Annotated in this window: 15 protein-coding genes; 13 read left to right on the top strand and 2 right to left on the bottom strand. The window is 55.3% G+C overall.

What is annotated here, in order from left to right; all coding sequences use genetic code 11:
- The first annotated feature begins 8 nt into the window (after positions 1 to 8).
- The gene (locus LI241_RS11740; protein ID WP_008817046.1) at positions 9 to 317 is read left to right on the top strand and encodes a hypothetical protein; all 309 of its coding nucleotides are present in this window, start codon (positions 9 to 11) and stop codon (positions 315 to 317) included.
- A 110-nt stretch (positions 318 to 427) separates the two neighbouring features.
- Here LI241_RS11740 and LI241_RS11735 read toward each other — a convergent pair whose 3' ends face one another.
- Both LI241_RS11735 and LI241_RS11730 read right to left on the bottom strand, forming a co-directional pair.
- Positions 428 to 637, bottom strand: a complete 210-nt coding sequence (locus LI241_RS11735) for a hypothetical protein (protein ID WP_202031248.1) — start codon at positions 635 to 637, stop codon at positions 428 to 430.
- Positions 638 to 844: 207 nt separating this feature from the next.
- Positions 845 to 1,084: a hypothetical protein gene (locus tag LI241_RS11730; RefSeq protein ID WP_227081942.1), complete on the bottom strand. Its 240-nt coding sequence runs from the start codon at positions 1,082 to 1,084 to the stop codon at positions 845 to 847.
- A 100-nt stretch (positions 1,085 to 1,184) separates the two neighbouring features.
- Between LI241_RS11730 and LI241_RS11725 the strand changes: the two genes are divergently transcribed.
- The 12 genes from LI241_RS11725 (at position 1,185) to LI241_RS11670 (ending at position 17,337) form a co-directional block, all read left to right on the top strand.
- Positions 1,185 to 1,538: a TnpV protein gene (locus tag LI241_RS11725; RefSeq protein ID WP_202031247.1), complete on the top strand. Its 354-nt coding sequence runs from the start codon at positions 1,185 to 1,187 to the stop codon at positions 1,536 to 1,538.
- 86 nt (positions 1,539 to 1,624) lie between these two features.
- Entirely contained in the window at positions 1,625 to 9,748 is an 8,124-nt protein-coding gene (locus LI241_RS11720; RefSeq protein ID WP_227060379.1) for an LPD11 domain-containing protein, read from the top strand.
- A 121-nt stretch (positions 9,749 to 9,869) separates the two neighbouring features.
- Entirely contained in the window at positions 9,870 to 10,493 is a 624-nt protein-coding gene (locus LI241_RS11715) for a class I SAM-dependent methyltransferase (RefSeq protein WP_008817042.1), read from the top strand.
- A gap of 141 nt (positions 10,494 to 10,634) precedes the next feature.
- Positions 10,635 to 11,606: a DUF3991 and TOPRIM domain-containing protein gene (locus LI241_RS11710; protein ID WP_008817041.1), complete on the top strand. Its 972-nt coding sequence runs from the start codon at positions 10,635 to 10,637 to the stop codon at positions 11,604 to 11,606.
- A gap of 72 nt (positions 11,607 to 11,678) precedes the next feature.
- A complete protein-coding gene (locus tag LI241_RS11705; RefSeq protein WP_008817040.1) occupies positions 11,679 to 13,076 on the top strand; it encodes a helix-turn-helix domain-containing protein in 1,398 nt (465 codons plus the stop codon).
- Positions 13,073 to 13,354, top strand: coding sequence for a DpnD/PcfM family protein (locus LI241_RS11700; RefSeq protein WP_227060371.1), 282 nt, complete (start codon positions 13,073 to 13,075; stop codon positions 13,352 to 13,354). The genes LI241_RS11705 and LI241_RS11700 overlap by 4 nt, the downstream gene beginning before the upstream one ends.
- A gap of 141 nt (positions 13,355 to 13,495) precedes the next feature.
- Positions 13,496 to 13,609 carry a DUF3789 domain-containing protein gene (locus LI241_RS11695; protein WP_008817038.1) on the top strand — a complete coding sequence of 38 codons (114 nt, stop codon included), beginning with the start codon at positions 13,496 to 13,498 and terminating at the stop codon, positions 13,607 to 13,609.
- Positions 13,606 to 13,935, top strand: coding sequence for a plasmid mobilization relaxosome protein MobC (mobC, locus tag LI241_RS11690; protein ID WP_008817037.1), 330 nt, complete (start codon positions 13,606 to 13,608; stop codon positions 13,933 to 13,935). Before LI241_RS11695 ends, mobC begins: the two co-directional genes overlap by 4 nt.
- Before the next feature lie 4 nt (positions 13,936 to 13,939).
- Positions 13,940 to 15,376, top strand: coding sequence for a relaxase/mobilization nuclease domain-containing protein (locus tag LI241_RS11685; protein WP_008817036.1), 1,437 nt, complete (start codon positions 13,940 to 13,942; stop codon positions 15,374 to 15,376).
- A gap of 6 nt (positions 15,377 to 15,382) precedes the next feature.
- On the top strand, positions 15,383 to 16,195 hold the full coding sequence (locus tag LI241_RS11680) for a PcfB family protein (protein ID WP_008817035.1): 813 nt from the start codon (positions 15,383 to 15,385) through the stop codon (positions 16,193 to 16,195).
- A gap of 6 nt (positions 16,196 to 16,201) precedes the next feature.
- Positions 16,202 to 17,125 carry a hypothetical protein gene (locus LI241_RS11675; protein ID WP_008817034.1) on the top strand — a complete coding sequence of 308 codons (924 nt, stop codon included), beginning with the start codon at positions 16,202 to 16,204 and terminating at the stop codon, positions 17,123 to 17,125.
- Between the two features lie 14 nt (positions 17,126 to 17,139).
- Positions 17,140 to 17,337 (top strand): hypothetical protein, encoded by a 198-nt coding sequence (locus tag LI241_RS11670; protein WP_008817033.1) that lies wholly within the window; start codon positions 17,140 to 17,142, stop codon positions 17,335 to 17,337.
- Positions 17,338 to 17,568: the final 231 nt, after the last annotated feature.

Genomic DNA, 17,568 nt, shown 5'->3' with positions numbered 1-17,568 from the left:
TGAGAAAAATGGCAAATCTGCCGCCCGTAAAACTGGAAACACACACCACATGGTTTAATCTTCTGCTTACGCTTCTGCGTGAACACGCCCAAAACAATCCGTATGAGGAATACCGCCAGATGGCACAACGGCTGTTCTCCAAATGTATGGCCTACGGAACGCCTTTTACAGATGGATATGGAGCGTCCTGCGTGGATCTGCGGCTGTACCCCAGCGAAGCCGGAGAAACCATCTGGCTGCTTCTGCTTACCCTTTGCAGGCAGTATGACCCGGATCGAGATTACAGCGCGGAGCTGAAAAACACAGAAAAAGAATAACAAAAAAGGAGGTGCAACCGATGGCGATACGATACAAAGCATTGACGGAGCTGTACCATGAAACCCAGCGAAGTGTGACAGCTCCGGCACAGTGGCAGGCATTTCTTGCCTCAGCCTGCCGCAACTACCGTCTTTCCTTTGATGAGCAGTTGCTTGTCTATGCCCAGCGCCCGGACGCCACCGCCGTCCTGGAGATCGAGCGATGGAATAAACGGTTTGGGCGCTGGGTAAACCGGGGCGCGAATGGCATTGCTGTTTTTGACGGCGAGCATACGGGCAGGCCCCGGCTGAAATATTACTTTGACATTTCCGACACCCATGAGGGGAACTTCCCCCAGTCCATCCCTCTTTGGGCTGTGAGGCCGGAATATGAACCGGAAATCATCGAAACGCTGGAGAACAGCTTTGGCGAGCTGGAGCATAAGGAGGATTTGGGCGCGGCCCTGCTCTCTGCGGCGAAAAACGCAGTGGAGGATAACATCCAGGACTACCTCTCCGAACTGAAAACCGTTACGGAAGGCAGCTTTTTAGAGGAATTGGACGAATACAACGTGGAAGTCCTGTACCGCAAGGCCCTGGAAAACAGCATTGGATATATGCTCATGGTGCGCTGCGGCCTTGACCCTGCCGGAACCTTTGAGGATGAGGATTTCCGGGATGTGCTGAATTTTAACACGCCGGAAACCCTCAACGCCCTGGGCGTGGCCACCGGCGACATCTCCCAGATGTGCCTTTCCGAGATTTCCCGCACCGTCCTCGCCCTGCAAAGACAGCCCCAAAAAGAGAATCGCACATTTGCAGGCCAGCCGCAAATCCAGTATGCTGTAACTGAACAGAGAAACCAGCCGTCAGAAAGGAGTTTTGAGAATGAACGGGATCACATACACGAGACAGGGCGACTACAACCTGCCGAACCTTCTGCCCCCGCAGGAGCCGGAGGCTCCCTCTGGGAAATACGCATTGCTTCGGAAGAAGTTTCTGAAAGAACACCGCAGGATCACCTACACGAACCTGTTGACCAGCGGGCAGCTCTCCAGCCATCTGGCGGAGATCGAGCAGACGGCCCAGCGCCAGATGGAGCAGATGGTGACACAGATGGCCAAAGAGAACGGCGTGACGGAGGAGCTGAAGGAGCGCGACCCGATGAAGTGGGTAGGGCTGATGAACAACCTTCAGAACGCAGCGGAGGAGATCATACTGAAAGAGCTGATTTACAACTAATTTCCGAACCGGAACAGCCCAGCACCCTAAATGCAGAGGAAGCGGACAGCCCAGAGCTGCCCGCTTTTTTGGATGAAAAGCAGATCATGGCCGTTATCGCCAATAAGGACGATGACCTCAAGTATAAGAAACAGCAGATCGAGCTTTTCTTCTCCGTCCACCAGGATACGCAGGAACGGGCCGATTATCTGAAAACGGCTTACCAGGACAGGTACACCGAAATCATTGCAGATGGGCAGCGCCTGGGGTATAAGCCGCAGGAGGACGGGCTGCTCATGTGGGAAGGCTCTTACCCATCTCGCACCAAAGAAGCCGTGTTTTCCTGGGGTTTGGTGGCGGAATGGACAGCCCAGCTCATCGACAAAAAAGAATACTTTATCCAGACGGACATCCGCAAGCTCCCCACACAGGAGGGCCAGCAGATGTCCCTCTTTGATTTTGGAGTTTTCAGCCAGCCGCAGTCGGAAGGCGGAAACCAGATTTCCCTCTTTTCTCATGCGCTGCCCCAGCAGGTGATCGATGAGGCACTTTGTATCGGCTCCAACCATGAGAACAGCCGCCTCACCATCTGCGCCTATTTCAAAAAGGATAAGCCAGACAACGCCCGTTTCCTTGCAGAACACTATGGGGAAAACGGCGCGGGCTTCTGTCTGGATGGGCGCAAGTATGCTGTCTGGTACAATGCCGAAGGAATCCGCATAGCCGGGGGCGAGAGCGCCCAGGGTTCCAGCGCCACGCTTATCTCCTGGGAACAGGCGGCAGCCCGTATCCGGGAACTGCTGGAGCTGGGGCGGTATATGCCCCAGAGCGAGCTTGACCAAGTAGATCACTATGAAATCCATGACCTGGCCGACCGGCTGCTGCTGATGTTCCGTGACATTGAGGATGAAGAAAAGCGGTTTTTCCCCTCATTGCGAGCCATCTATGATAAACCAGGTGGATTCCCGGAGGCAGTGGAGGAAATCGCAGGGCTGTTAGGCCGGGAAGATAGCTTACAGGCCATCCTCTCCGAATATGAAGCGTTTGCCGCAGCCTATCAGGATAACCCGGACATTCTGCGTTTCCGTTTTTATCGGCCTCTTGTGCTGCAAGCACAGCTTACAGATTTACAGCGGGAACCTCTGCACTTTACCGCCGCTGAAAGTTATGACCCTCAGCGGCGTTTGTATATCTCCATGGATGAGATTGACAGACTTTTGCGCGGAGGAAAACGCAGCACCGACTACCGGCTGGCAGTGTATTCCTTTTACCGCAACCACACAGACCGCAGGGAGCGCGAGGATTTCTTAAAGAATTACCATGGGGAATACAGCGGGTATCATGGCGGAAATGACAACGTGACCTATCAGCCCGGCAAGGGCGTCCATTTCAGCCATGGCAGTATCACAGAGCCTTACGCCAAGGTGGAGCTGAAATGGAACGCGGTGGAAAAGCGCGTCAGCGCCATGATCGCCCAGGGGCGGTTTTTATCCGAGGATGACCGGGCCGCTATGCCGCAGTATGAAAAACACCAGCTTGCCCGGAACATCCACACTTTCTTTGAGAACGTACCCCAGGAGCAGCCGCACCCCTATCCGTTTGGCTTTGACTATTGGGACGCGGTGAAGCTCATCGAGCCGCAGCTTGACGACCCGGCCCGCGTGGAGGAAATCTACCAGATGATGGTGCCGGTGTGGGAAGCCACCCCGCAGGACGACCGGATGTATAAGTGGCGGCAAACAGCCTTTGAAAACCTTTCTGCGTTCCGGCAGGGTACTTTTACCCTCTTTGCGGAACACAAGGAGCCTGCGGCCCCCGCCATGCCCCCGGAAAAAGCCTATGACCTGGGCTATGGACATCTGGGGAACGGCCTCACTGTCTGGAACAGGCTGGAGGAAGAACACGGGGATTACAAAACGGTGGCCCATATTGCCCCCGACCGCACCGTGCAATTTTATGATGAGGAAATGCCCCAGACGGTGCGGGATCAGATTCAGCATATTGCCGACACCTCAGAAATGACGGTTTCCGCCACTCAGGACGCGCCCGTGTTTCACACGCCGCCCAAAGTGCAGGAACCACCCCAAAAAGAAGAAGCCGCAGACCCCTATTCCAAGCTGGCGGCCCAAGTGCTGTATTTTATTGGCGAGTTTGACGGCTCCCGGATGGGCTATGGGGATACCGACGCGCAGGCAGTAGAAACCATTGCAGAACAGCTCCATGACCCGGCCCGGCGTGAGGAAATCCGAAGGCTTCTGCAATCTTTCCTCGACCATGCCGACCCGGAGGAAGAAATCGCGGCAGACATCACCCTTTGTATAGAAGAAATGGAGGAGCTGCCCCCGGCACTCACCCCGGAACAGGCCCAGCGGGAAGAAATTGCGGGGTATCTGGAAGAAGCTGGGTTTGTGGCTTCCGAAGAATTGATCGCAGACGGCATTGCCGAATACCAAGCCCACGGAGGCGAAGGAAGCAACCGGGAAATTGCAGGCTTTATTGAGCGTGAGTTTTTGACAGAGGAACCGGATACAGAACTTCTGGAAAAGGCAAAGGATCTGATTAACGAGTTTTGTGAGGATGAATACAACGAGCCTGCTGATTTCAGCGACCTGGGGAATGTGGGTCTTGCCTACACCACTATTACAGATGAGAAAATCCCCATCCAGGTCAACGCTGATCTGGTCAACTTCCGCATAGAGAGGTATCTGAACGGCGAATTCCTGGAGCGCAGGCAGTACAAGAGCCTGGAGGAACTCATCCAAAACGAGCTGGAGGAACTGGTCTTTGATAACCTTATCTCTGCTTCAGAGGAAGAACTGGAATCCATCCACATTTTTAACGGTGATCCGGCTTCTCAGGAGAATTACCGGCTGTTGAGCCGCCTAAAAGCCGACTGCGATTACTTTCTGGGGGCTGGCAAACGGGCGGAAAAGCACCTTTGGTCTGGATATGTAAGAACGCATCTTGATAAAATGCGGGAATTATATGCTGCTCTCCCTGAAAAACCGGAATGGCTTGCCCCGGAGGATATAGGGCGCTATGACCGCCTGATGGCCCCGCCTTATCAAGTAGTCGTGTATCCTAACGAGGAGAAAGGGTTTGTAGACAAGCAGAGGTATCAAACGCTTGCAGAAGCGGAACAGGCTGCACAGAAGTATGTGGACGGCGTTATGGAGGGGGAAAGCGACTTTGCCTACGAGGGCGCTGCCGTCTATGACATTCATGAAAACAGATGGCTGTGCGTTTTCAGGAACTTCCCCAATCAATATGCAATCGAGCAAGCTGCACAGGCTCTCTCCCCAGAGGAACAGGCAGAATTACAACCTCTAAAAGAAAGAATGCTCCCGCAGTTGCCCAAGCGCCCCCGCCGTGAGCGCGTGACCTTTGCCCCTCTACACCCGGAAATCCCCAGGGAACAGCGCCATGATTTTCATATCACTGATGACGCCCTGGGGCATGGCACACCCAGCGAAAAATATGCAGCTAACGCAGCCGCCATCCGTACCTTGAAGCAGATCGAGGCCGAGGAACGGCTGGCTACCCCGGAAGAACAGGAGGCGCTATCCCGCTATGTGGGCTGGGGTGGCCTTGCGGACTGCTTTGAAGAAACCAGCCCCCATTACCAGGAACTGAAAAGCCTTTTGGACGAGGACGAGTACGCGGCGGCAAGGGCCAGCTCCCTCACCGCCTTTTATACCCCGCCCGTTGTCATCCGGGGAATCTACAAGGCTCTCTCCCAGATGGGCTTCCAGCAGGGCAATATCTTAGAGCCATCCTGCGGCACCGGCAACTTTTTGGGGCTTCTCCCGGCAGATATGGCAGGCAGCAAAACCTACGGTGTGGAGCTGGACAGTATCAGCGGCAGAATCGCCCAGCAGCTTTACCAGAATGCCAGCATTTCCGTGAACGGCTTTGAAAAGGTGCAAATGCCCGACAGCTTCTTTGATGTAGCGGTGGGCAACGTCCCCTTTGGGGATTTCAAGGTGATAGATAAGCGGTACGACAAGCACCACTGGCTCATCCACGACTATTTCTTTGGGAAGGCGCTGGACAAGGTGCGGCCCGGAGGGGTTATTGCTTTTGTTACCAGCAAGGGAACCATGGACAAGGAAAACTCTGCCGTCCGCAAATATCTGGCCCAGCGCGCCGATTTGATTGGCGCTATCCGCCTGCCGGACAACACCTTCAAGCAAAATGCCGGAACAAAAGTCACCAGCGACATCCTCTTTCTGCAAAAGCGCGACCATATCACGGATTTGGAGCCGGATTGGCTGCATTTGGATACGGATGAAAACGGCATCCGCATGAACAGCTATTTTGTGCAGCACCCGGAGATGGTTTTAGGCGACATGGTGATGGAATCCACGCGGTTTGGCCCGGACAGCGCCTGCAAAGCCCGCGAGGGGGCCGACCTGTCAGAGCTGCTTGCCGAAGCCGTCCAGTTTTTGCAGGCGGAGATCAAGCCCTACGAGCTGGAGGAACTGGACGAGGAGGAAGACCGCTCCATCCCCGCCGACCCGAATGTCAGGAACTTTAGTTATACCGTTGTGGATGGACAGGTGTACTATCGGGAAAACAGCCGTATGCACCCTTTGGAGGTATCCGTGACGGCGGAAAACCGAATCCGGGGCATGATCGAGCTGCGGGAATGTGTGCGCCGGCTCATCGACTACCAGACCGAAGGCTATCCGGACGCAGACGTCAAAGAGGAGCAGGCAAAGCTCAATACCCTGTATGACAGCTTCACAAAAAAATACGGCCTTATCAGCAGCCGGGGCAATAAACTGGCCTTTTCGGAGGACTCCAGCTATTGCCTTTTGTGTTCTCTGGAGGTGCTGGACGAAGATGGCAGCCTAAAAAGAAAAACGGATATGTTCACCAAACGCACCATCCGGCCCCATGTGGCTGTGACCAGCGTGGACACCGCCAGCGAGGCCCTGGCTGTTTCGATTGCAGAGAAAGCCCGTGTAGACATGGAGTATATGGCCCAGCTTTCCGGCAAATCCCCGGAGGAACTGGAGGCCGAGCTTTCCGGCGTGATTTTCCGCAACATCGAAGGCCCGGAAAACCCGGACAGGCTGCGGGGAGCTTCCCTCAGCCTGCAAGCCTTTTCCCCCGTGACGGCGGACGAATACCTTTCGGGGAATGTACGCCGCAAGCTGCGGATGGCAAAAGCCTTTCTGGAGGCGGCCCCGGACAGCCAAAAGGCAGCCGCCCGTAAACAGGTGGAGGCTTTGGAGGCTGTCCAGCCTCACGACCTGGGCGCTGGGGAGATCGGTGTGCGTATTGGCGCGAATTGGGTTCCTATCGACGTATATCAGCAGTTTATGGTGGAGCTGCTCACTCCCTATGGGCAGGCCCAGAATCGTATCAAAATCCTGCGCTCCGAGTCCACCGGCCAGTGGAATATCACCGAGAAAAACTTTGACCGGGCCAATGTCAAGGCTAACACCACCTACGGCACCAAGCGCATGAGCGCCTACCACATCCTGGAGCAAACCCTGAACCAGAAGGATGTGCGGGTTTTTGATTATATCGAGGACGAACATGGCAATAAAAAGCCGGTTCTCAACAAAAAAGAAACCGCTATCGCCCAGGACAGGCAGGAGCTTATCAAGCAGAGGTTTTCCGAGTGGGTTTGGAAAGACATCGACCGCAGGGAACGGCTGTGCGCCATCTACAACGAAACCTTCAATTCCAGCCGTCCCCGTGAATACGACGGCCAGCATATCCGTTTCGAGGGCATGAACCCGGCAATTACGCTGCGGCCCCACCAGATCAATGCCATCGCCCATGTTATGTACGGCGGGAATACCCTGCTGGCTCACGAGGTAGGCGCGGGCAAAACCTTTGAAATGGTGGCCGCCGCCATGGAGATGAAACGGCTGGGGCTTTGCACCAAGTCGCTTGTGGTGGTGCCAAACCATCTCACGGAACAATGGGCGGCGGAATGGCTCCAGCTCTATCCCAGCGCCAATATTCTGGTTGCTACGAAAAAAGACTTTGAAACACAAAACCGCAAGAAGTTTTGCAGCCGTATTGCCACCGGCGACTATGACGCGGTTATCATCGGCCACAGCCAGTTTGAGAAAATCCCCATGAGCGCCGAGCGCCAGCAGGCCATTTTACAGCAGCAGATTGATGAAATCCTGTTTGGCATTGAACAGGCCAAAGCACAGAAGGCGGAACGCTACACCGTCAAGCAGATGGAGCGCACCCGGAAATCCTTAGAGGCAAAGCTGGAAAAACTGAACGACCAGAGCCGCAAGGACGATGTGGTGACGTTTGAGCAGCTCGGCGTTGACCGCCTGTTTGTGGATGAGAGCCATTATTTTAAGAACCTCTTTTTAATGACGAAAATGCGCAACGTAGGCGGGATCGCCCAGACCGAAGCGCAGAAAAGTTCCGACCTCTTTATGAAATGTCGCTATCTGGATGAACTCACCGGAGGGCGCGGCACAATTTTTGCCACAGGCACCCCCATCTCGAACAGTATGGTGGAGCTTTACACCATCCAGCGGTATTTGCAGTACGGGCTGTTGCAGGAAATGGGCCTCATCCATTTTGACGATTGGGCCAGCGACTTTGGAGAAACCATCACCGCCATCGAGCTGTCCCCGGAAGGCACCGGTTATCGGGCCAAGACCCGGTTTGCCAAGTTTTTCAATCTGCCGGAGCTGATGGCCGCTTTCAAACAGGTGGCCGACATCCAGACGGCAGATATGCTCCATCTTCCCGTGCCAAAGGCCAACTTTCACACAGAGGTTATCAAGCCGTCCGAGCTTCAGCAGGAGATGGTGAAAGGGCTGGCGGAACGGGCGGAAAAAATCCGGGATGGAGGCGTTGACCCCCATGTGGACAATATGCTGCGCATTACCAATGACGGGCGCAAGCTGGCCCTGGATATGCGTCTTATCAACCCGCTGGCTGCCGACGACCCAAACGGCAAGGTGGCTGTCTGCGCCCGGAACGTCTACAAAATCTGGGAACAGACCAAAGAACAGCGTTCGACCCAGCTTGTATTCTGCGATCTGTCCACGCCCACCAAAGACGGCTCTTTCAACGTATATGACGATCTGAAAAAGAAGCTCATGGAGCAGGGTATCCCGGAGGATGAGATCGCGTTCATCCATGACGCCGACAGTGAGGTAAAAAAGAAGGCGCTGTTTGCGAAAGTCCGTGCCGGGCAGATACGAGTGCTGATGGGAAGCACTCAGAAGATGGGCGCTGGCACTAACGTACAGGACAGGCTGATCGCCCTGCACGATCTGGATTGCCCCTGGCGGCCTTCCGACCTTCAGCAGCGGCTGGGCCGTATTGTCCGTCAGGGGAATGAAAACGAGGAGGTGGAAATCTTCCGCTATGTAACCGAGGGTACGTTTGACGCTTACCTTTACCAGCTTGTGGAAAACAAGCAGAAATTCATTGCTCAGATCATGACCAGCAAGGCCCCTGTCCGAGTGGCAGAGGATGTGGACGAAACGGCCCTCAGCTATTCCGAGATCAAGGCGCTGGCCACCGGCAACCCTCTCATCATTGAAAAATGCAATTTGGATATGGAGGTGGCAAAGCTCAATATGCTCAAGGCCAGCTATCTCAATCAGCGGTATTCCCTGGAGGAGCTGGTGCTGCGCGAATACCCGGCAGACATCGCTCGGATTACAGAACGGATTGCGGGCTATGAGAAGGATGTGGCGCTGGCAGCCGCCCATCCGAAAGGTCAAGAGGGCTTCTGCGGCATGGTGATCGAGGGCAAACAGTATGCCGAAAAAGAGGACGCTGGCAAAGCTATCATCGACGTTTGCAGCAAAATGACTGGCTCCGACGCGGTTTTGCTGGGAGAATACAGGGGCTTTTCCATGGTGCTGGCCTATGATGGTATCAGCAACGAGTACCGCATTACCCTGAAAGGCACCCTCTCCCATACGGTGACGCTGGGCGCGGATGTGTTCGGCAATATCGCCCGTCTGGACAATGCCCTTGAAAACCTTGCGGGGAGCTTGCAGGCAGAGCAAAGCAGCCTGGAGGAAACAAAAGGGCAGCTTGAAAATGCCCGCGCTGAATTGGGCGCGCCCTTTGCCCGCGAGGAGGAGCTGGCGGAAAAAACCGCCCGATTGAATGAACTGAACGTCCTGCTGAAAGTGGATGAGAAAGACAAGACGCTCATTGACAGCGTTCCCGATGAGGGCGAAGAAGTCCCGGAACGGAAGGTTGTGGGATTGGAGCGTTGATTCCCCTGTGCCGATTGGAGCAATCCAGTCGGCCTTTTACATACCAAGATGGACTTTTTCAAAAAAGTGCTGTATAATAAAAGCGGTTAGCTACAACTAATTCATTTCAGAGGTAAGGAAAATGGGACTGATAAAAAAATATTTTAGTAATACCCGGAAGCCGGACGGGATATTAGGAAAGATGATGGTAAGCGGAATGAATAAAGCTCATGCGGGGGTGTCCGACTGGGGCATAAGGCATTTATCTTCTATCCAGCCCCAGACGATCATAGAATTAGGCTGCGGTGGCGGACGCAATGCGGCCCAGCTTCTTAATAATTTTCCAAAGGCGACGTTGACCGCGTTGGATTATTCTGAGGTGTCCGTAGAAAAAACAAAACAGGTCAATCGGCGGGAAATCCAACATAAGAGGTGCCAGGTATTGCAGGGAGATGTCGCTACACTGCCTTTTTCAGAAAATAGTTTTGATCTGGCCACAGCCTTTGAAACCGTCTATTTTTGGCCGGGGCCTACAGAAAGTTTCCGGGAAGTCTGTCGAGTATTAAAACCGAATGGCTTGTTTTTGATTGTAAATGAATCTGACGGTACAAATAGAAGTGATGAAAAGTGGCTGGATGTCATAGAGGGCTTGCAGATTTTTGATAAAGCACAGCTTTCTAATTTTTTGAAAGACGCTGGCTTTTCAAAGATTATCGTTGACCATGACGAAACAAAGCATCGGCTTTGTATCATGGCGATGAAATAAATAATTGTACGCTTTCACGGGGCCGATTGGAATAGTCCAGTCGGCCTTTTACATATCCGAAGAATACAGCCCCCTTTACATAGCCGGTTGCCCCATGCGGGCAGCTAATTTGTGGCTATGGGAAGGGGGCTGTATTTTTTTATGCCTTTTTACAACCAGGAGGAGATCGAAAAAGCGCGGGAGGTGGACTTGTTCACCTATCTACAAGCCTGTGAGCCGCAGGAGCTTGTCCATGTTTCCGGCAATGTCTACTGCACCAGGGAACACGACAGCCTGCGTATTTCCAATGGCAAATGGTGCTGGTTTTCCCGTGGGATCGGCGGTTACAGCGCGCTGGACTACCTCATCAAAGTCAAGGGCTGTTCTTTCATGGAGGCAATGGAGGCCGTTGCCGGCAGGGCTGCCGCCCCGCCGCCGTCCTTTACGTCCGTTCCAAGGGAAGAAAAACCGAAGCACCTGCTTTTGCCGCCGCCCGCCCCAAACAACCAGGCTATGCTGGACTACCTCAAAGGCCGTGGGATTTCCATGGAGGTGCTGGACTTCTGCGTCCAGACCGGGCGCATTTATGAGAGCCGGAATAAGGGCCATGGAAATGTGGTGTTCGTCGGCTTTGACAAAACCGGAAAAGCGCGGTTTGGCTGCCTGCGAGGGATCAGCGAGGGCCGGTTCCACGGGGATTTAAGCGGCAGCGACAAGCACTATTCCTTTGCCCTGCCCGCCTGCGGGAAAAATCCGGCTGTCCATCTGTGTGAGTGTGCCATTGATGTCATGTCCTATGCCAGCCTTTGCAGGCTGGACGGAATCGACTGGAAACAGCACAACCTGCTGTCTTTGGCCGGGGTATATCAGCCGAAGAAAAAGATTGCGGAGAGCAAGCTGCCTGTGGCCCTCACCCGTTTTTTAGAGGATTATCCTCATGTGAAAACCGTCTATCTCCATCTGGACAACGACGGCCCCGGCAGGATGGCCGCCGAAGCCATCCAGACAGTGATCTCCAAAGAATACGAGGTCAAAAACTGCCCGCCGCCCAGGGGAAAGGATGTGAACGACTACCTGTGCCGAAGGCTGGGTATTCCTATCCGGGGCGCGAAAGGAAAGGAGCAAGAACGATGAGCGAAAGGTGATATTGTCATTCGCCTTGCATAATGTTATCTTTTATGATAACATTATAGACGAGGTGAGAACATGGATGAACTGCATGGACGGCAAAAAATTATTGCCCAGCTTGTAGAGGCCCGGCTGGAACAGGGCGTTTCTCAGGCGGAGCTTGCAAGGCGTGTGGGAACCCAGCGCTCCAATATCTGCCGCCTGGAAAGCGGTGTGCAGAATCCCACGCTGGATATGATTTTGAAGATTGCGTCCGCGCTGGGGAAAGACGTTTCCCTTCTTTTGGACGACAAGGAGGAACCTATGAGCAACATTTACAGTCTGCGTATCTACGACACGGAGCTTATGCGCTTTTCAATGGAGAAGCAGGGATTGTCCGGCCTGGTGGCCGAAATCCTTTATACCAATGAGGAACAGACCCACTTACTGCCCCTGGATATGGAGCGCACCGGCGAGGGCGTTATTCACTGGCTGGAGCGGCGGGTGATTCCCAAAAACCGCGCCTTTGTGGATGAGATTCTGAAAACCCTGGGCCTCAGCCATAACGATACCAAGGGGATCATTGACGTTTGCAAGGGGCTGTCTTTGAACGACAGCTATTGGGTGGTGCCGGAGGGGTTTGAGGGGAAGTTTTCCCAATACAACCTTTATGAAAACCGCTTTTCCGAGATTCTGGCCCTGGTGGCCTACACCGGCGCGGGCGGAAGCCGTCAGGCATTTACCACTTCCCCGGAGCTTACCACAGGCGGTATGCTGCCCAAAGCGTGGCGCTATGTGGAGCAGGACGGGATTTATCTTTATAAAGGCGGCACCACCGGCGCGTCCAACGCAGGCCGGGAACCCTACTGCGAATACTATGCGTCGCAGGTTGCGGAAACCATGGGGTTAAACGCCGTCCACTACGATCTGGAGAACTGGAAAGGCATTACGGCCTCGAAGTGTGAGCTGTTTACGAACATCGACACGGCATATATCCCCATTGGGCGGATTGTGCGCACCGGAGGAATAGCTGCCTGCCTTGCCTGGTACGAGAAGCTGGGGACGGAGTTTTCCGAGCAGCTTTGCAGTATGCTGGTGTTCGACGCGCTGATCTACAACGAGGATCGGCACTTTGGCAACTTCGGCGTTCTGCGTGACAACCACAGTGGGAAGATTATCGCCCCGGCCCCTGTCTTTGACAACGGGCTTTCCTTGTTCTGCTATGCGGGAAAAGAGGACTATGCCCATCTGGACGAGTATGCGAAAACCCGTTCCAACCCCTACAACATCTCCTATGAGGAGGTGTGCGCGGAGGTCATGGGGGCCAGACAGAAAGAGCAGCTTCGGCGGATGATCGGCTTCCGGTTCAAACGGCATGAAAGCCTCAATCTGCCGGAGGAACACTTGCAGGCCATTGAGAAGCACCTGGAGGGCCGAGTGCGGAAGCTCCTTGCCATCCCCACCCGCCGCCGTCAAAAACAGGAAAAGGCAAGATGAAATTAAAACATCCGATTGGAGAGCGTTCTGAAAAAGGGCGCTCTTTTTTGTTGCCCAAGTTTAGAATCAGAAAGGAGTGCAGGCCAATGAACGAGTATGACATTGCAATTCGAGAGACGATGGAAATGACGGTCACGGTGGAGGCAGCGAGCCGCGAGGAGGACCGCCGGATGGTGGAAGAGCGATGGAAAAACGGCGAATATATCCTGGACGCAGACAGCTTCAGGGATGTGGAGTTCTACCCCAGAGGCCGCAGCCGCGACCGGGGCGAACGATGAATTGTTTTTTCGGGCGTTCGGTATTCCCCTGCGGGGAATGGAATGTATATGTACCAGCAAGCATCGCCTTTGTGATACCACAAAGGCAGCTTGTTAGGGGGAACGCCCCCTAATACCCCTTTATCAGAACGGAGGTTTTCTATGGAAGGATTGTTTTTTGCCATTGGGTTTCTGCTGGGCGGCGTGTTCGGCGTGCTGATTATGTGCCTGCTTCAAATCAACCGCTTAGGCAGGAAGGAGGATTCGGAGGAATGAGAAAACGCAACGTACACGTCCAGTTTTGGCTGGACAAAAAAGAGGCGGAAGCCTTCAACAAAAAGGTGAAGCGCAGCGGGCTTTCCCGCGAGGTGTACCTGCGCCACCTGATAAACGGCCTGGTTCCCCAGGACGCGCCGCCCCCGGCATACTTTGACTTTATACGGGAGTTGCACGGCATTGGAAACAACTTAAACCAGATCGCCCAGAAAGCCCATGTGCTGGGCGTCATAGACGAGCGCCGCTACGAGGAAGAAACACGGAAGTTTGACCAGCTCATCCGGGACATCACCAGGGCGGTGATTTTGCCAAAGCCTATGGAGTAAAGCAATGGCTACCACGTCTATCTGGCGGGTGAACGGCTGGCTGGGCAAGGTTCTCATCTATATCGAAAACCCGGATAAGACCGAAAACCCTGCCGCCTACGAGAAACAGGGCATGGACGGCAAGGAGGCCCAGGGCCTCTCCGATGTGATTGAGTACGCCGTCCAGCAGAAGAAAACGGGAAAGATTGCGGTGGACGATGAGGATGTGCCCGTCATGCAGCGGTTTGTGTCCGGGGTGAATTGCAGCCCCACCACCGCCCGCGATGAGATGATCGCCGTCAAAAAGCGGTTCGGCAAGGAGGAAGGCACCGTAGCCTACCACGGCTACCAGAGCTTTGCCCCCGGCGAGGCCACCCCGGAAATGGCCCACGAGATCGGGCTGAAGCTGGCAAAGGCATTGTGGGGCGAGAAATACCAGGTGCTGGTTGCCACCCATTTAGACAAGGCCCACCACCTGCACAACCATTTTGTGGTGAACACGGTTTCGTTTCTCGACGGGATCAAATACCACCGCACGGAAAAGGATTACTTCGACATGCAGAGGGAATCTGACCGGCTGTGCCGGGAGTATGGGCTTTCTGTCATTGAAAATCCAAAGCGTGGAAAATCCAAACACTACGGGGAATGGCGGGCCGAGCAGGAGGGCCGCCCCACTTATCTCTCCCTCATCAAAGCCGATGTAGACGCTGCCATCCGCCAGTCGATGACGGAGAGGCAGTTTTTTTACCGCCTGCGGCAGATGGGCTACGACATCAAGGTGGGGAAAGACATCACGGTGCGCCCTTACGACCGGCCCCATGGCAGGAAATTGGTGCGCAATTTAGGCGAGGACTACTCTCTGGAGAACATCCGCAAACGGATTCTGGCCCAGCGCCGCCCTCAGAGGGTGGAAACGCCGGAGCCGAGGCGGTGCAGGCTTTTGGGGGACTTGAAGCAGGCCAGGAAGGTCACGGGCTTTCGCGCCCTCTACTTCCACTACTGCTACCTTTTAGGGGTATTCCCCCAAAAGCAGAACCGGCAGCGGGGCCATGTGCCCCACGCGCTGCGGAATGACTTGATCCGGGCAGAGGAATTGACGGACGAGGCAAGGCTGCTTTCCCGCCAGCGCGTTGACACCCTGGAGCAACTCAGCGCCTACCAATCGGATGTGGAAGCCCGGCTTGTCAGCCTGACCGAACAGCGGAAAAACCTGTACCGGAAGCTGCGCACCAAGGAGGCGCTTGCCGACCCTGCCCGGCAGGAACAAATCCGGGCGGAGGTTTCCGCCCTTTCTGCGCAGATCAAAGCCCTGCGCCGGGAGGTGAAGCTGTGTGAGGACATTGCGGCGCGCTCCCTCTCCCTCAAAGAAAAGATACGGGCTGCCCGCGAGGAACAGCAGGCTGGAAAAACAGAGAAAACCCGCGAGGAACAAGGCCGGAGGAAACGGCTGGAAAGGAGATGATCGGTTATGAATCACGCAGGCGACGCGGCGGAGCAGGTGGTGCGCATGAGCCTTGAGGGCGCGGAGGTTGCCCTTAAGATCACCGGCGTTGCCGCTAAAAATCTGGCCGCAGCCCTTTATACCATTTTGAAAGACCAGAAGAAAACAAAAGGCAAGGCCCGCATTGAGGCCATGCTGCGGGAAAAGCGGCCCTTAAAGGTTTACACCCTCAAAAAAGAGGACTGCCCGGAGTTTGCCAGGCAGGCCAAGGGCTACGGCATTTTGTATGCCCCCATCCCGGTGAGGAAGGGGGACGATACCATCGACATCCTGGTGTTCGAGGACGACGCGGCGAGGGCCAACCGGATCGTGGATAAGTTCAACCTCACGGTGGTGGATACGGCGTCCATCAAGGAGGACATCGAAAAATCCCGCGAGGAGCGCGGCGGCGAGCCGCAGGCCCCGGAAAAAGCCGCCCCGGAAAAGAGCGAGGACGACAGGCTCTTAGACGAGCTGATGGAAAAACCAGCCCAAAAAGAGAAAAGCCAGCCGGAAAACCCCTCTGCGGAGAAAAGCGTCCCTTTTACCCCAGCGGAGGAAAAATCCCATCCGTCCGCGCCTATCTCAGAGAACAGCAGCAAGTCCGCAAGGGGTACTTCTGATGAGCCGCAGAAGCCGTCTGTCCGTCAGGAGCTTCGTGACATCCAGGCCCAGCGGAAGAAAGAGGCGGAGGCTGCAAAGAGGGAGGAACCGGCTGCACCCCAAAAGAGGGCGGCCCAGAAAACCACGCGGCACCAGCCGCCCAAGCCCAAAAAGAAACCAAAATCGAAAGAGAGGTAATCGGCCATGAATAACTTTGACGATCTGTTTGAACAGCAGCCCCAGCCGGAGGCCACCGAGAAGCCGGAGCCGCAAAAGGAGAAGCCGAAAAAACAGTGGTGGCAGATCCGCGAGGAAAAGCAGCGCAAGGAAGCCTACGCCACCCTGGACAGGGTGTTCGGCGCGTTTTCCGAAGGGCACGGCGACATGAAGGCATATCTGGACACCCAGAGCCGCTTCCCCTTCCACTCCGCCCGCAACGCCATCCTCATCGGGGAGCAATGCCCCAACGCTAAACGTGTGGGCGGCTACAAGGAGTGGGCTTCCCAGGGCGTTGAGATTCTGGAAGAGGAAAAGCGCCTGCCCATCATCATTTTAGAGCCGGGCAAGGCATACCGCCGCGAGGACGGCAGCGTGGGCCAGAACTTCTATGCCAAGGAGGTCTTTGACATTTCCCAGACCACGGCGCGGGACGAGGCCCAGCCCCAGGTGAGCTACGACGACCGCCTGCTCTTAAAGGCCCTCATCAGCAATTCCCCCGTGCCCATCCGCGCGGTGGAGGAGCTGCCCGGCCAGGGGCGCGGGGCCATGTTCGACCCGGAACAGAACGCCATCCTGGTGAAAAAGGGCATGGACGCGCCGGACATCTTCCGCTGCGTCTCTCTGGAGCTTGCCAATGCCCAGCTTGCCCGCAGCAACGCAGAGTATTCCCGCGAAACCGAAGGCTACAAAGCCTATGCCGTCAGCTATATGCTCTGCCAGAGGTACGGCGTGGAAGCGGGAGGCTACAACATCTCCCGGCTGGACGGCGTGCTTCAGGGGCAAGACCCCAAGGAGGAAATCCCGGCAGCCCTCACCGATATGCGCGACACGTTTAAGGAGATCAACGGGCGCATGGCAAGGGCCATGGGCCTCTCACGCGCGGGCAGGCAGAAAGAACAGGAACGGTAAAGGAGGCTGAATGAATGGAACGACAGGAAAAGGTTGTCCTCACGCTGGACAGATACGAGCATGGCATTATGATCCGCGCCCTCAACGAACTGCGAAACGATCTGCTGGAGGAACAGCGCGACCCCGGCCCGGTGGAGGACGTGCTTCTCAAAACCATTGACGCCCCATCCCAAAAAGACAGGAAAGCGAAGCGGCGTGATGAAGCCCGATAACAAAACGGGAGGCCCCTGGCTCTATGCCCTGGGGCTGATCCCGGCAGTCTGGCTTGCCCTGCTCATTGCGCCCTCTCTTTCCGGGGGGCTTTCCGAAATCCTGGAGGCCCTGCCTGCGGCAATGAACCATCCCTTTCAGATTGCATGGTGTGAGGACAGTGTAAAAACTGTCCTCATTTTTATGTGTGGCGGGCATGCCACATATCTAGGGTGAAAATCCCTCGGGGCGTA

The organism is Longicatena sp. 210702-DFI.1.196, assembly GCF_020563125.1.
GTDB lineage: Bacteria > Bacillota_I > Bacilli_A > Erysipelotrichales > Erysipelotrichaceae > Longicatena > Longicatena caecimuris.
Note: the sequence above shows the minus strand (reverse complement) of the source record. Positions and strands in the feature narration are given on the sequence as shown.

Coding starts and splice junctions, on each gene's coding strand:
- LI241_RS11705 (WP_008817040.1), top strand. CDS start 11,679: ATGGATGAACTGCATGGACGGCAAAAAATTATTGCCCAGCTTGTAGAG.
- mobC (WP_008817037.1), top strand. CDS start 13,606: ATGAGAAAACGCAACGTACACGTCCAGTTTTGGCTGGACAAAAAAGAG.
- LI241_RS11740 (WP_008817046.1), top strand. CDS start 9: ATGGCAAATCTGCCGCCCGTAAAACTGGAAACACACACCACATGGTTT.
- LI241_RS11670 (WP_008817033.1), top strand. CDS start 17,140: ATGGAACGACAGGAAAAGGTTGTCCTCACGCTGGACAGATACGAGCAT.
- LI241_RS11675 (WP_008817034.1), top strand. CDS start 16,202: ATGAATAACTTTGACGATCTGTTTGAACAGCAGCCCCAGCCGGAGGCC.
- LI241_RS11735 (WP_202031248.1), bottom strand. CDS start 637: ATGGGTGTCGGAAATGTCAAAGTAATATTTCAGCCGGGGCCTGCCCGT.
- LI241_RS11685 (WP_008817036.1), top strand. CDS start 13,940: ATGGCTACCACGTCTATCTGGCGGGTGAACGGCTGGCTGGGCAAGGTT.
- LI241_RS11710 (WP_008817041.1), top strand. CDS start 10,635: ATGCCTTTTTACAACCAGGAGGAGATCGAAAAAGCGCGGGAGGTGGAC.
- LI241_RS11700 (WP_227060371.1), top strand. CDS start 13,073: ATGAAATTAAAACATCCGATTGGAGAGCGTTCTGAAAAAGGGCGCTCT.
- LI241_RS11715 (WP_008817042.1), top strand. CDS start 9,870: ATGGGACTGATAAAAAAATATTTTAGTAATACCCGGAAGCCGGACGGG.
- LI241_RS11725 (WP_202031247.1), top strand. CDS start 1,185: ATGAACGGGATCACATACACGAGACAGGGCGACTACAACCTGCCGAAC.
- LI241_RS11680 (WP_008817035.1), top strand. CDS start 15,383: ATGAATCACGCAGGCGACGCGGCGGAGCAGGTGGTGCGCATGAGCCTT.
- LI241_RS11720 (WP_227060379.1), top strand. CDS start 1,625: ATGGCCGTTATCGCCAATAAGGACGATGACCTCAAGTATAAGAAACAG.
- LI241_RS11695 (WP_008817038.1), top strand. CDS start 13,496: ATGGAAGGATTGTTTTTTGCCATTGGGTTTCTGCTGGGCGGCGTGTTC.